The organism is Ignavibacteriales bacterium (genome assembly GCA_016700155.1).
Lineage (GTDB): Bacteria > Bacteroidota > Ignavibacteria > Ignavibacteriales > Ignavibacteriaceae.
Genome location: CP065001.1, coordinates 455,073 through 469,190 on the forward strand (window position 1 = coordinate 455,073; position 14,118 = coordinate 469,190).

Here is a 14,118-nt window from a genome sequence, read left to right on the forward strand (position 1 = left end):
ATGAAAAACATCTTATTCATATTCTTTCTTTTATTCTTACTCTCTCTTTCCGCCTGCAAAGATGATCCAGTAACACCACCTCTCAATAGCATTCCTGATTCAACTTCTCATAATTTTATTTGGGAGATTGACACAATTGGGTATTTCCAAAGTTTTGCGACTTCAGTTTGGGCTACTGACTTCAACAATATATGGTTGTTTGGATTATTTTATTCTACCCCCGATTTCTCCCAAGGTTCAAATATTGCTCATTGGGACGGACACTCATGGACTTTTTTTGAAAGTATTTGGGAGTACTCTCTTAATGATTGTGTTGGATTTGATTCAACCGATATTTGGGCTGTTGGGGGATATGCTGCAGGTGCAAGGATTTGTCATTGGAATGGGTCTACTTGGACAATAAACAAATTTCCAGAGTACGATTACTTATACAGTATTTGGGGCACAAATAAAAATAGTTTATACGCAGTTGGGTTAAACGGATTGATTATTCATTATGATGGATTAGAATGGGAAGAAATGAATAGTGGCACATCCGCAAATTTAGTTAAAATATGGGGAACATCGGAATCAGATATATATGCAGTTGGTGGCATTGAGTCTCAAGGGATAGGCGTTCTTCTACACTATGATGGAAATAGATGGCGGAAATTGTATGAACGGACGACTCAGAGTGGAATACCATCTGGATTTACGACTGCAATCTGGGGACCTAATGATTCAGATTATTATTATTTGAGTTGTGGCTCAGGTTCATTCAGGGGCAAAGATACAATTTGGGAAGTGATTAATCCACCGACAGATAATACATATATCTATGAAATAGTAGGAGTATCTCATATGAACATATTTATGATTGGTTATTTTGGTTTGAGTATTCATTGGAATGGGAAATCTTGGTATCGCTTCGAAGAATTTTACAGAAAACCGAATGGCGATATTTTACAAGGAGCGTGGGTAAGTCAGGACAAATTAATAATTGTTGGTTCGTCAGAGGGAAATAAAGCTATAATTTATAAAGGAAAAATGATTTACTGAAATTCCTATTTCTTTACCGCAGAGATCACAGAGTGAAACTCAATCCGCTTTTCTTTTCGCAAAGTAACGCAGAGAAAGAACTAATTCCCCTTCAATCCTTTCTTCAAAGATTTTTCAACTGCTTTTTTAAAGTCGCTTAGGTTAACAGGTTTTTGAAATACAAATTCAATCCCCACCTGGTTGTAATCATCAATTGTTTGCCGGTCAATATCACTGCTTAAAACAATAACAGGCGGCTTGCCTTTTATCTCTGCTTTTGAAAGCTCGGTGACAAGCTCATAGCCGTCCATCTCAGGCATAAGATGATCCGTAATTACAAGTGCGGGCGGGGATTTTAAAATTTTATCAAGCGCTTCTTTTCCGTCGGATGCTGTGTCAATGTTGTAATCAGGAGTAATGTGTTTTATTATCTTTGAATAAAGAAGCCTGTCCGTTCTGCTGTCATCAACAAGTAAAATATTTGCAGACGCGACAGGAAGTGTGAAAATAAATTCTGTTCCTTTGCCGTATTCACTTGTTACTTTGATTGTTCCGTTATGTTTTTCTACAATTTCTTTTACAAGTGAAAGTCCGAGTCCCGTTCCTTTTTCTCCCGCTGTTCCTTCGGAAGTAAACTTGGTATCAATGCTGAAAAGTTCAGAAAGGTTTTCTTCTCTTATTCCAACACCGTCATCTTTAACACTGAATTCAATCAGTCTGAATGATGAAGATGGTTTTGCGTTTACCCATATGTTGCCGTCAGGTTTTGTAAACTTTATCGCGTTTGAAATAAGATTATTGAACACCTGCATAACAAGATGTTTATCAGCAAAGATGAAATAATCATTCTCAACAACCGAATGAATGTGAATGTTCTTCTGATAAGCCGCACCGGTTAGCGCGTTGACTGACTTGATAATAATTTCATTTGCTGAAACACGTTCAGGCTCAAATTTAATTCTGCCGGTCTGCAAACGTGTCCAGTCAAGCAGTGAATTTACAAGTGACAACATTGAGAGTGAAGACTCGCGTATATACTTAACATACTGTTTACGCTCTGATTCATTAAGATCATCATCGCTTAAAAGAAGATCAGTAAAACCAAGTATAGAACTGAACGGAGTTCTGAGATCGTGAGAAACAATTGAGATGAACCTGTCTTTAGTTTCATTCAGCTTCATTAAATTTTCTGTTGTGCGTGTAAGATCGTCCTCAGCTTTTTTGCGCAGAGAAATATCGCTTACAAGTCCGTAAATTTTTTGCACTGAACCGGAAGTCGTGCGGACAAGATTAACTTTATTCCTTACCCATACAACATTACCGTGTTTGTTGATTATCCGGAATTCAAACTCACCGGAAAGCTGTATACGGCTGCGGATAAGATTTTTAATTTTCTCCATCACCATTGCAAAATCATCGGGGTGAATGATCTTCATTATCAATCGCGAATCACTTAACAGGTCACCTTGAGTATAACCTGTTATCTTTTCAACCGAAGAAGTATAAAAAACCGGACGAAGAACAGTTTCAGTTCTTTCAAAGGTATAAAGGAAGTCGTCGATGTTTTCGGTTATGTTGCGGTACTTTTCTTCCGACTCGCGAATAGCCTGCTGTGCGCGTTTGCGTTCGGTAACATCGCGTGTTACCATCACAATATAAATTTTCTTATCCGCTTCAAATGATGAAACAGATACTTCAGTAAAGAAATGCGAGCCGTCTGCTTTTTTACCGAGAAACTCAAAACGGTTTGGAGCGTCTTTGTGCTGCTCTTTAAGCTGGAAGTACTCAGCTACTTTAAGCGCATCATCATTTGATGAGAGTTGAAGAAGTTCTTTTTCAATTAATTCTTTGCCGTTTTTATATCCGAAAATTTCCGCGAATGAATCATTCGCAAGAATAAGTTTTCCTTCGCTTTCAACTGCGATACCATCCTGCGATGCTTCAAACAGTGATTTGAAGATATTTAATTTTTTCTCTTCGGATTTTTTTGAGGATATATCAACAAAAACTCCGGCGAATTGTTTAGAACCATTTCCCGGCAGTTGTGAAATTTTTCCGAATAAAAAAACACGTTCGCCGTTTTTGGGATGAAGTGTAATCTCAAATGTTTCTTCACGACCCAGTTCAGCATCTTTAAGCTTTTGTTTGAAGAAAGAAATACCGGGTTCAAAAATAAATTCGGTTAATTTTTTTTGCTGAACTTCGGATTCTGAAATTCTTAAACAGTTGAGAAGTTTCGGATTGGCAATTACAAAACCGGTTTCTTCGTTTATAATAAAAATAAATTCGCCGGAATGTTTGAATAAGTTCCTGTACAACTCTTCAGATGACTTTAGTTTATTTTCCTGGTGAATTCTGTCTGTGATATTATTGCAAACCGCAAGGATTGTATTGTCATCTTTCTTTTTTGAAAAAGTTGTTTCAATAATTGCGCGGGAGTTATTCTTCAGCCTTACAGGCAAAGTGCATTTTACAATTTCATTTGAGTCGAGATCTTTTGTAAGAGTATTCCAGAAATTTTTATTCTCCGGTTCAATCATTTCATTAAAGTTAAGCGACTCAATTTCCGATTTATCATAACCGAAAATTAGTTCAGCTTCATTAGTCCACAGCAAAATATTACCGTGTATGTCGGTTGTGAACAGTGCATCAGAAACAGTTTCAGCAATACTTCTGTAATGTTTAAGCTCTGATATAGTCTCTTCGATTTTTCTTTTTTCAAAAACAATCTCCGAAATGTCAATGAAAAAAATCAAAATGAATTCAACCTGACCGGCGCGGTTAAGCAGAGGTTCAAGTTTACATTCATACACATAATTTCGTTCGTTGATTTTTATATCAAGAGTGTGTGATTGGTTAAGTCGGTTTTCTTTTACACGTTTTATAAAACCGTTGAACTCAGAAGGGAGAGGAGGATTAAAAATATTCCCGATAAACTGTTTGTTAAGTTCTTTCCCCGGGGATTTTAACAGTGCAATATTTCTTCCCGCAGAAAAAATAATTTCACCGTTGTCGTCGGTAATAAAAATGAAATCATTTATCCGGTCAATAATTTTTTCAATGTGTTCGGATTTAACAGATCTTTCTTTTACCGCGCTGCTGAGAACTTTGATGTCTTCAACAATAAGCATCCCGCCTGTAAAAGTATTTTCATCAAAAATAGGAGTGCCTTTAACAACAAGATTTATAATCCCCTTATCATGTGATTTGATCGTCTTGACAATTTTTTCGAATGAATAACCTTTTTGCAGATCGATCAGTTCATCTTTAATTGAGTTGTTCGGGAAGAGGTCATTTTCGATTAGATTAAAATCGGAGAGTGAGGGTATATCAATCCTGTAAAGGAAACCAAATTTGAAAAAATTTTCATTTACAAAATTGATCTTCCAGTCAGAAGTAAATGTAAGTATTCCTATCGGCGCTTGTTCAAGCAGCCTTGATGTTTCGTCTTCCATAAATCCAGGATTAAGTCCCAATATTCCGCACGGTTATAATGATTGAATTCAAGGTCATTTATCAATTATAGTGCAACAGATTTCAATTAGAATTTGATAAGGGAAGATGACAAATATTAAACAGGATATTCTTTGTTGTTAACAGCTAAGTTGTTGGATTATAATAGATTAACAACCAGATAGATTTTTCTGTACCAAGTTAATGTTTTTATTGATGAAATAATTGACGACTGGTTGTTAATATTTGTTGTTTCAGATTGGAATTGGCCTGCGGGATTTATTCATAATGAGATTGAAACTCTCCTGGAGGTTTAGCGGTAATTGGTAGCCGCAACCTTTAGGTTGCGTAAGCCCCCTGTTCACGCAGGCTGAAGCCTGCGGCTACCCAATTAAAAAATTACACGGAGAATTAACTCATTAATCTCGTTTCAAGTTCATCTACTTCTTTTGAAAGTCCGGAAGGAAGACTATCCCCAAATTGTTTATAGAACTCACGGATATTTTTCACTTCATTGATCCATGCATCCCTGTTTATGGTTGTGATGGTTTTCATGTTTTCTTCACTTACATTTATTCCTGTCAGATCCAGCGAACCCTTCTTTGGTACATAACCGATTGCAGATTTATCTGCGATGTCGGCATTATCAGTTCTCTCAAATATCCATTTAAGTACGCGCATATTTTCTCCAAAGCCGGGCCAGATAAAATTTCCTTCTTTATCTTTTCTGAACCAGTTCACATAAAATATTTTTGGAAGTTTAGATTCATCATGAGTCTCACCAATGTTTATCCAGTGAGCGAAGTAATCACCCATATTATATCCGCAGAAAGGAAGCATAGCAAATGGATCGTGTCTTACTTTTCCAAAGTTCCCTTCTGCCGCCGCAGTTATTTCTGATGAAACTATTGAACCCATAAAAGTTCCATGCTGCCAGTTGAATGCCTGATAAACAAGCGGAACCATGTTTTCTCTTCTTCCGCCGAAAAGTATTGCTGATATAGGAACACCTTTAGGATCTTCCCATGATGGATCAATCACAGGGCACTGACTTGCAGGTACTGTATATCTTGAATTTGGATGAGCAGCTTTTTCCTGGCTTGAAGGACTCCACTCGTGACCAAGCCAGTTAATTAATTTTTCCGGTTTTTGTTTTGTCATTCCTTCCCACCATATATCACCGTCGGGAGTTAAAGCGACATTTGTGAAAATGGAATTTGCACTCATTGTTTCCATTGCATTGTGGTTTGTCTCCGCGGAAGTTCCGGGTGCAACACCAAAAAATCCTGCTTCAGGATTTATCGCGTAAAGTCTTCCGTCTGAACCAAATTTCATCCATGAAATATCGTCACCGACGGTTTCAACTTTCCATCCCGGTAAAGTGGGAGTTAACATTGCAAGATTTGTTTTTCCGCACGCGCTGGGGAATGCTGCCGCTATATATTTTTTAACTCCTGCTGGTGAAGTGATTCCAAGTATCAGCATATGTTCGGCAAGCCAGCCTTCTTGCTTAGCCATATATGATGCGATACGAAGTGCAAAACATTTTTTCCCGAGTAATGCATTACCGCCATATCCGCTTCCGAATGACCATATAGTTTTTTCTTCGGGGAAGTGAACAATATATTTTGTTTTGTTGCAGGGCCAGGCAACATCTTTTTGTCCGGATTGAAGCGGCGCACCGACTGAATGTAAACAGTGAACAAAATCTCCATCACCAAGAACATCTAAAACTTTTTTTCCTATACGGGTCATAATTCTCATACTGCATACAACATAAGCGGAGTCAGTAATCTCAACGCCAATGTATGATATGTCCGAACCAAGCGGACCCATACTGAAAGGAATTACATACATTGTTCTTCCTTTCATACAGCCGTCGAATAGTCCGGTTAAAGTTTTTTTCATTGTAACCGGGTCTTCCCAGTTGTTTGTTGGTCCGGCATCTTTTTTATTTTTTGTACAGATGAAGGTTCTGTCCTCAACTCTTGCAACATCTGAAGGATCGGACTGAGCGCAGTAACTGTCAGGTCTTATTTTTTCATTTAACTTTTTGAACGTACCACTTTCGACTAATAAACCGGCAAGATTATCATATTCTTCCTGTGAACCATCACACCAGTGGACGGCATCAGGTTTACACATTGCAGCCATTTCGTTAACCCAGTTTATAAGTTTTTTGTTTGTGGTCATAAATATTCCTTTCAGATAGAACAATATTTAGAAATAAAATAGCTACTGCGCAGTTATGAACTGCGTAATAGTTAAACTCCCTTAGTTATGTTATTAGCAGAAGATTATTTGTGATATGATTTCTTAATACGCGGGCAAAAATAAAAAATTTAGACAAGCCAGACAATGATGATCTGTACTGAATTTATTTGTCAGGCGCAACATTATGGTGCGGATTATTACTTATTAAGAGATGAGATCTTTTGCGATTAATTCTCGTTTCGAAGATGTCTTCTTTTTACTCGAATTAAATATGTCATCTCTTAGTACATTTTTTTGTAAGTTTGTCCAACATTTTTTATTAAGATGATTACTTCAGTATTACAGAAAACAGGCGAGAAGACATTAAGATTCCTTGAGGAATTCGGGCAGATATCAAATCTGTTTTTCGGAATCATAAAAAGTTTCAGGATGATTCCCCGCAGCCGTTCAATTATTTTTTACCAGATGGAACACATTGGTGTAAACTCACTTCCCCTCGTACTTATCATTGCAGTGTTTACCGGTGCTGTTGCCGCATGGCAGGCTGCTTACCAGCTTGAAGGAATTGCGCCGCTTTCTTTTCTCGGAGGTGCAACAAGCCGCGCAATAATAACTGAACTTGGTCCAGTGCTGACAGGAATTGTAATTGCAGGAAGGGTCGGCGCATCAATAGCTGCGGAGCTCGGAACAATGAAAGTAACAGAACAGATTGACGCGCTTGAAACAATGGCAATAAGTCCGGTGCGTTACCTGGCAATGCCAAGATTTTTAGCATCGATTTTAATGATGCCTGTGCTGGTAATCTTTGCAAATACTATTGCGGTTATGGGTGCGTATGTTGTATCGAATATGTCACTCGGTGTTTCGTTTGATGTATTCTTTCAATCAGTAAAAAAGTTTTTCGTTTTCTCTGATCTGATAGCCGGACTTGTAAAAACAATTTTCTTTGGAGGTGTTACATCTTTGTTAGGCTGTCATATAGGTTTTAAAACACAGGGCGGCGCGGAAGGCGTTGGACTTTCTACAATTCGTTCGTTTGTTATGTCTGCTGCACTGATTTTAATTCTTGATTATCTGTTGTGGACTTTGTTGTTTTGATTTGACTATTGAGTTGCATATCCAGGTAAATCGAATCATGTCATGCTGAACCTGCCCAACCGGCAGGCGGGCTTGTTTCAGCATCTGAGTGTGAAAAAATTTCTGAATAGAGACTCTGAAACAAGTTCAGAGTGACAATTGATTGAGTAGGCTACATTCCCAAAACATGCGACTACCATTGTTTTCCTTTTATTCATCCTTACCCTTGATTATCAAAACAGAAATTTCCTTTTCAATATTTTCAAGTAGTTCATCATCAAGTGCCTGCCAGCAGTACAGACTTGAAATAAGCAGATCGTAGTTCTTAAGATTAAAAGATCTCATTTCGTTTACATTGTGAATGTTTACGTGCTTATCTTTTTCAAAAAATATTTCTGATTTGAAATCAGCATAACTGTTAGACAAAACAGTGATCTTTGAACTATCAACAAAACTATTAAGATATTTTTTTATGAACAGGTCGCGCTTTCCATTCAGGATTATCAAAACATTTTCTGCTTTGGAAAAATTGTTATCTATAAAAACACCAACATCACATTCAGTATTCTCAAGCAACATCCTGATCTTTCCGCCGAGTTTATCTTCTGTGAAAGGAGATTTTGCACTGCCGAGTAAAAGGAAATCGAAATTTTCTTTATTTGCTGTTCGTATAATTTCGCGCTGCACTTCGTCGGTAGCTTTGTAGCGGGTTTGAATTTTAAGACCCATTTCCTCGGCGGATTTTTTTATCGGTGCAAAACTCTGACTCTGGAAAATTGCCGCTTCATTCGGCTGTATACCCGAATCAGGAGTAAGATGCATAGCAGTAATTTCAGCATCTGTAAAGGAATCATCTTTTATTTGCCGAGCAACTTTTAAAAGTGTGCTTCCCATCTTAGGCAATCCAAATGAGAGCAGAAGCCGGAACACAGCAGTTGCCGGTTTCGCTTCCGGTGCCACACGTTTTTTGAAAATAAATTCAATCAGATCAAGTGTAGGACCTGTCATAAATGTTGTAAACAAAGCTACGATCACCAGCATCACAAAAATTTCAGATGAAAAAACTCCGAGATCATAACCAATATTTAAAACGATCAGTTGGATCAATCCTCTCGTATTTAATAATGTCCCGAGTGTAAGTGATTCTTTCCATGTAAGCCCCACGAATCGTCCTGCTGCGGTTGATCCGCCGATTTTTCCGACAATGGCAATGATGATTAACACTGCTGTTAACATCCAGACGTGTGGATTATCAAGTAACCCAATTTGTGTTCTTAATCCTGTAAACACAAAAAACAGCGGAAGTAAAACAACAAGACTTATATCTTCAATTTTTTCAGTGATCAGTCTTTTAAAGTTTGTATTTGACGGCATAATACTCCCCGCCATAAATGCGCCGAACAGAGCATGTATACCAAGCACTTCAGTAATAAATGATGAGATGAAAATTATCAGCATAATAAATGCAACAACTGTTTTATTTAATACTTCTTCAGAAATATATATTGAACCGAGCCGGGCAAAAAACGGACGCACGACAAATAGCATAAAGCTGATAAAACCAATTGAAAGTATAATTGTGAAAATCGCACCACCCACAGTGCCGGCTTGAACAATAGCTACGGCAGCAGCCAGCAAACACCATGCTGTCAGATCATCAATAGCGGCGGTGGTGAGTATCATCGATCCGAATGAAGATTTTAACATATCACGCTCCTGTGCTATTCTTGCAAGAACAGGAAATGCGGCAATGCTCATTGATACTCCCATAAACAATCCGAAATGAATAAATGGAACTGACTTTAGGGAGAATTCATCATAGAGCAGGTAAGCCATAATCAAACCTAACGAAAATGATGTGAGGATACTTGTATGGCTGATTATAAGTGCTTTGTGTGCACGTTTTTTAATTACATCCATATCAAGCTCCATCCCTATTATGAACATAAAAAATATCAGTCCAAGCTGACTGAGTATATGAAGATTAGGTAGTGAACTTATCGGAAAAATAAATTTTGAAACTTCGGGCAGGTAAAGACCAAGTACAGATGAACCCAAAACTATTCCTGCTAATATTTCACCAATGACAGTCGGGATATTCAGTTTGCTGAAAATACTGCCGAATAACCTTGCTGCAAAAATGATAACAATAACCTGTAGAATTAAAATTGCCAGCGGGTGATGAAGATTTTTAAGGAAAACTTGCAGGTAGTTTTCAATAAAGTTTTGTGAAGTTTGATTGTCGGTTACTTCAGTTGAGATATTATCAACAGCGGTTGAACCTGATTCACTGATGGTGTGCGAGTAATAACCCAGCTCAAACAATCCCCAGATGATTATTCCGAAGACGATTACAACAAGCAGATAAAATAGTGTATTCCGGTTCATTGATGTCAAAGATGTTATAAAATTTTAAGCTGGATTAAGATCTATATTTTTTATTAACCGGGCATTGAATTCGCTCAGAACAAATTAAAGTGAGTTCAATTAAGGTACAATAGAATCAAACACAATCCTGAAAAGAATTTAGTATTTCAAAAAATAAATTGACAGGGTTTGGTATATTTTCTTTAGGCACTTAACGATAATTTCTTTTCCTTTTAACTCTCGAATAATTTCCGTAAAATGGGTCGTAACTTTTAATAAAAAAGTGGGTAAAAAGGATGGAAAAAATCAAATATTTGAACCAGGAAAGAAGGGGAAAAGTAGAACTGGCAGAAAACTTGGGCTTTGGAGTTTTTTTTACTGACAACATATTTGAGATGGATTATACCCCTGATAAAGGCTGGCATAACGCAGTAATAAAACCACTTCATAATCTTTCCATGAATCCCGCAACGATGTTTATACATTATGGTCAGGCTGTTTTTGAAGGATTAAAAGCATTCAGACAGGATAACGGTGATGTAGTAATATTCAGACCCGATAAACACATTGAACGATTAAATAATTCTTCAAAAAGAGTTTGTATCCCTCCGGTTGACCAGGCATTTATTCTTGAAGCAATGACTGAACTTGTATCAATTGAAAGAGATTGGATACCAGCAAAGTTCGGTGAAGCACTATACATACGTCCGTTTGTATTCGGAACTGATCCGGTGCTTGGTGTTAAACCATCAACAGCGTACAAACTGATAATAATGTTATCACCTGTTGGTGCTTATTACCCTGAAGGATTTAAACCTGTTAAGATATTAGCACAGGATGATTATGTAAGAGCAGTACGCAAAGGATTAGGTGATTGCAAAACTCCCGCTAACTATGCCGCAAGTATGTTGGCCGCAGATGAAGCACGTAAAAAAGGATTCACTCAGGTATTGTGGCTTGACGGTGTTGAGCAAAAATATGTTGAAGAAGTTGGTACAATGAATATCTTCATAAGATTTAAGAATGAAGTTGTAACACCTAAACTAACCGGAAGTATTCTGCCGGGAGTTACCAGAAGATCAGTTATTCAAATCCTGCAGGATTGGAAAATGAATGTAACCGAACGACTTGTTTCAATTGATGAAGTTGTTGAAAGTTATAAGAACGGAAACTTACTTGAAGTATTCGGAACAGGTACAGCCGCAATAATCACATCGGTTGGACGGCTGACATATAAGAACACAGAAATGGTTATGAACAATGGTGAAGCAGGTGAGTTAGCAAAAAAACTTTTTGATGAGTTAACTTCACTTCATTATGGAAAGAAAGAAGACAGGTTTAACTGGTTAGTACACGTTGAAAAAAAGGTAGTCGAAGCTTAGAATGTTCAGGATTCGTTCTGTACTGATTTTTATTTTACTGCTAATCACATTAGCATTCGGAACTGAAAATAAACGCCCCATAAACATTATCTTACTTATAGGTGATGGAATGGGGCTTAATTATGTTGCCGCTTCATATAACACACTTCTTAATGATCCTTACAAAAGATTTGAGGTTGTTGGTTTATCAAATACCTGTGCTGCTGATAAACTGATCACTGATTCCGCAGCGGGGGCAACAGCAATTGCAACCGGATATAAAACAAAAAATAAATTCATTAGTCTTGACGATCATAAAAAACAGATTGAGACTATTTTACACGCCGCCAAAGATAAAAACTACAAAACCGGAATCGTTGTTACCAGCAGTGTTACAAATGCCACTCCGGCAGCATTTTATGCTCACGTTGATGACAGGTACTTAGAAAATGAAATTGCAAAACAGTTAACTGAATTTGATATTGATGTTGTAATCGGCGGAGGCGAAAGATTTTTTCTTCCAAGAATTGACGGTGGAAAACGCGATGATCATCTTAATCTTATAAATAAGATCAAAGAAAACGGGTATAAATATTTTAATGATATTGAATTATTCAAGAATACCAATCCCGGAAATAAATATTATGCTTTGTTAGGTGATGAAAGCTTGTCAAAAGCAAGTGAGCGAAATTATTCTCTCGGTGATCTTACTAAGATTGCAATCAATTCTTTAAAGAATGATGACAGCGGATTCTTTCTGATGATCGAAGGTTCGCAGATAGATTGGGAAGGTCACGATAACAAGCCGGAAGGTGTGATTGATGAGCTAAAAGATTTTAACGCTGCAATACACGCCGCACTTGATTTTGCTGAAGAAGACGGCAACACATTAGTAATAGTAACAGCAGATCATGAAACCGGTGGACTTACAATAACGGGCGGTTCTAAAGAAGAACATAAGGTACAACTTGATTTTATATCTAAGGACCACACAGGCGGATTTGTTCCTGTTTTTGCATTCGGTCCTTCAGCCACACTCTTTAGCGGGGTTTATGAGAATAATGAAATTGGTAGGAAGATAATCAGGCTGGTTAACCCTTCGCATCAGTTTTAAAAAAAAATTATCCAATCTCTTGACAAGTGCTCAAGTGTTCACTATATTTGAAGTGAACAAATGAGCACTAAAATGAAAACAGACTTAACAGAAAAACAACAACAGATCCTTGATTTTATAGAACAGTTCAGGGATTTGAACGGTTACCCGCCAACCTTACGTGAAATCGGTAAACACTTTCAGATCGCTTCAACCTTCGGTGTTAAGCGCCACCTTGATGCTCTTGCAAAAAAAGGTGCACTTACAGTCGAGAGTAACGCCAGCCGGGGAATAGCACTTGTAAGGAATTCGAACAAAACAGAGACCAACTATTCGGAGAATGAAAACTTTCACCGCATTCCTATTGTTGGTCGTGTTGCCGCAGGTTATCCCGTACTTGCAATCGAAAACATTGAGGGAAGTGTAAACATCGATACTTCATTTCTAAAGCGCGCTGAAAATTGTTTCGCGCTTCGAGTAAAAGGTGATAGTATGATTAACGCCGGGATTCATGAAGGTGATATAATTATAATTTCCCCGCAGAACAATGCTAACAATGGTGAAATAGTTGTTGCTCTTGTTGATGATGATGCAACAGTCAAACGATATGAAAAAACTAAAGACAACCGTATAATCCTTATTCCTGAAAACGAAAATTATTCAAACATAATAGTTACAGAAGAGAACAATTTCACTTTGCTCGGTAAAGTTGTTGGTGTTCTTCGCTGGTTAAATTAAAGGAGATTTTATGAAGACAGAAATTTTTTCACACGCAATTCACAACAGAAATCAGATAAGATTTTTATATGGACTAAACGAAGTGTTAATGGAACCATACTATATATCAAGAGAAAAATCCGGTAAAAAATTTATTTACGGAAGGATCAGTGGCTCCAATGAAGTTAAAAGATTTAATTACGAAAGTATTGTTAACATTAAAGTATTAAGCAGAGTTAAGTTTTCTCCTATTATTCCGATTATAAGTTAAAATACGAGGTGAATTATGATAGACACGATGAAAAGAAAAAGTATTGATTTGCTCGTTGAACAATTCTGGAAACAGGGTTATCTAACCTTAAGCCGTAAGTTTGGGACATATCTTCCTGAGCCTACCAAAATAGGCAATTTTGATATTGACATAGTTGCAAAACAAAAAAAGAATTATGCGATTGGAATAACACTTTCGCCGGAAGATTTTGCCGGAACTGGTCTAATAGATAAAATTAATTTTTTGGCTACCAGGCACACCAGGTTTTCAAATAAAAAAGTTACACTTTTTGTAGGCGTACCTGCAGAGTTTATTAGGAATGCTAAAGCTGTTCTTGAATTATTAAATCCGGAAATACGAAAAAACATTAAATTGATTGAAATTATCGATCGGGATTCAATGAATAATCAGGATACTTCCCGAAGTAAAGTTTTATTCTCGTGATTTTGCAGAAGTTATTCCATAGCGGGATATGGAATAACTTCAGTCTCCTTCATTTTTACCTTTTCTATTCTCACCTAAAACTCTAAGTTTAGTCAGTAAATATA

General features: G+C 37.2%; 10 protein-coding genes. 7 read left to right on the forward strand and 3 right to left on the reverse strand.

The annotated features are described in order from the left end of the window. Positions 1-1,038 (forward strand): hypothetical protein, encoded by a 1,038-nt coding sequence (locus tag IPM56_01815; protein QQS36720.1) that lies wholly within the window; start codon positions 1-3, stop codon positions 1,036-1,038. 80 nt (positions 1,039-1,118) lie between these two features. Here the strand turns inward: IPM56_01815 and IPM56_01820 are convergent, their stop codons facing one another. Both IPM56_01820 and IPM56_01825 read right to left on the reverse strand, forming a co-directional pair. Beyond that, a complete protein-coding gene (locus IPM56_01820) occupies positions 1,119-4,493 on the reverse strand; it encodes a PAS domain S-box protein (protein QQS36721.1) in 3,375 nt (1,124 codons plus the stop codon). A 388-nt stretch (positions 4,494-4,881) separates the two neighbouring features. Further along, positions 4,882-6,663, reverse strand: a complete 1,782-nt coding sequence (locus IPM56_01825; GenBank protein ID QQS36722.1) for a phosphoenolpyruvate carboxykinase (GTP) — start codon at positions 6,661-6,663, stop codon at positions 4,882-4,884. Positions 6,664-7,008: 345 nt separating this feature from the next. Between IPM56_01825 and IPM56_01830 the strand changes: the two genes are divergently transcribed. Continuing rightward, on the forward strand, positions 7,009-7,782 hold the full coding sequence (locus IPM56_01830) for an ABC transporter permease (protein QQS36723.1): 774 nt from the start codon (positions 7,009-7,011) through the stop codon (positions 7,780-7,782). A gap of 189 nt (positions 7,783-7,971) precedes the next feature. Here IPM56_01830 and IPM56_01835 read toward each other — a convergent pair whose 3' ends face one another. Continuing rightward, a complete protein-coding gene (locus IPM56_01835; GenBank protein QQS36724.1) occupies positions 7,972-10,149 on the reverse strand; it encodes a cation:proton antiporter in 2,178 nt (725 codons plus the stop codon). A 275-nt stretch (positions 10,150-10,424) separates the two neighbouring features. Here IPM56_01835 and IPM56_01840 point away from each other — a divergent pair, with 275 nt between their 5' ends. The 5 genes from IPM56_01840 to IPM56_01860 all read left to right on the forward strand — a co-directional run bounded on the left by IPM56_01840 (position 10,425) and on the right by IPM56_01860 (position 14,014). Further along, positions 10,425-11,510 carry a branched-chain amino acid aminotransferase gene (locus IPM56_01840; GenBank protein QQS36725.1) on the forward strand — a complete coding sequence of 362 codons (1,086 nt, stop codon included), beginning with the start codon at positions 10,425-10,427 and terminating at the stop codon, positions 11,508-11,510. A gap of 1 nt (position 11,511) precedes the next feature. Further along, a complete protein-coding gene (locus IPM56_01845) occupies positions 11,512-12,603 on the forward strand; it encodes an alkaline phosphatase (GenBank protein QQS36726.1) in 1,092 nt (363 codons plus the stop codon). A gap of 72 nt (positions 12,604-12,675) precedes the next feature. Next, positions 12,676-13,320: a transcriptional repressor LexA gene (gene lexA, locus IPM56_01850; protein ID QQS36727.1), complete on the forward strand. Its 645-nt coding sequence runs from the start codon at positions 12,676-12,678 to the stop codon at positions 13,318-13,320. A 10-nt stretch (positions 13,321-13,330) separates the two neighbouring features. After that, the gene (locus IPM56_01855; protein QQS36728.1) at positions 13,331-13,570 is read left to right on the forward strand and encodes a hypothetical protein; all 240 of its coding nucleotides are present in this window, start codon (positions 13,331-13,333) and stop codon (positions 13,568-13,570) included. Positions 13,571-13,597: 27 nt separating this feature from the next. Next, positions 13,598-14,014 (forward strand): hypothetical protein, encoded by a 417-nt coding sequence (locus IPM56_01860; protein ID QQS36729.1) that lies wholly within the window; start codon positions 13,598-13,600, stop codon positions 14,012-14,014. Positions 14,015-14,118: the final 104 nt, after the last annotated feature.

Bases quoted from the DNA above. Each gene is read 5' to 3' on its own strand.
- IPM56_01815 (QQS36720.1), top strand. From the start codon at position 1: ATGAAAAACATCTTATTCATATTCTTTCTTTTATTCTTACTCTCTCTT.
- IPM56_01825 (QQS36722.1), bottom strand. From the start codon at position 6,663: ATGACCACAAACAAAAAACTTATAAACTGGGTTAACGAAATGGCTGCA.
- IPM56_01830 (QQS36723.1), top strand. From the start codon at position 7,009: ATGATTACTTCAGTATTACAGAAAACAGGCGAGAAGACATTAAGATTC.
- IPM56_01835 (QQS36724.1), bottom strand. From the start codon at position 10,149: ATGAACCGGAATACACTATTTTATCTGCTTGTTGTAATCGTCTTCGGA.
- IPM56_01840 (QQS36725.1), top strand. From the start codon at position 10,425: ATGGAAAAAATCAAATATTTGAACCAGGAAAGAAGGGGAAAAGTAGAA.
- IPM56_01845 (QQS36726.1), top strand. From the start codon at position 11,512: ATGTTCAGGATTCGTTCTGTACTGATTTTTATTTTACTGCTAATCACA.
- lexA (QQS36727.1), top strand. From the start codon at position 12,676: ATGAAAACAGACTTAACAGAAAAACAACAACAGATCCTTGATTTTATA.
- IPM56_01855 (QQS36728.1), top strand. From the start codon at position 13,331: ATGAAGACAGAAATTTTTTCACACGCAATTCACAACAGAAATCAGATA.
- IPM56_01860 (QQS36729.1), top strand. From the start codon at position 13,598: ATGAAAAGAAAAAGTATTGATTTGCTCGTTGAACAATTCTGGAAACAG.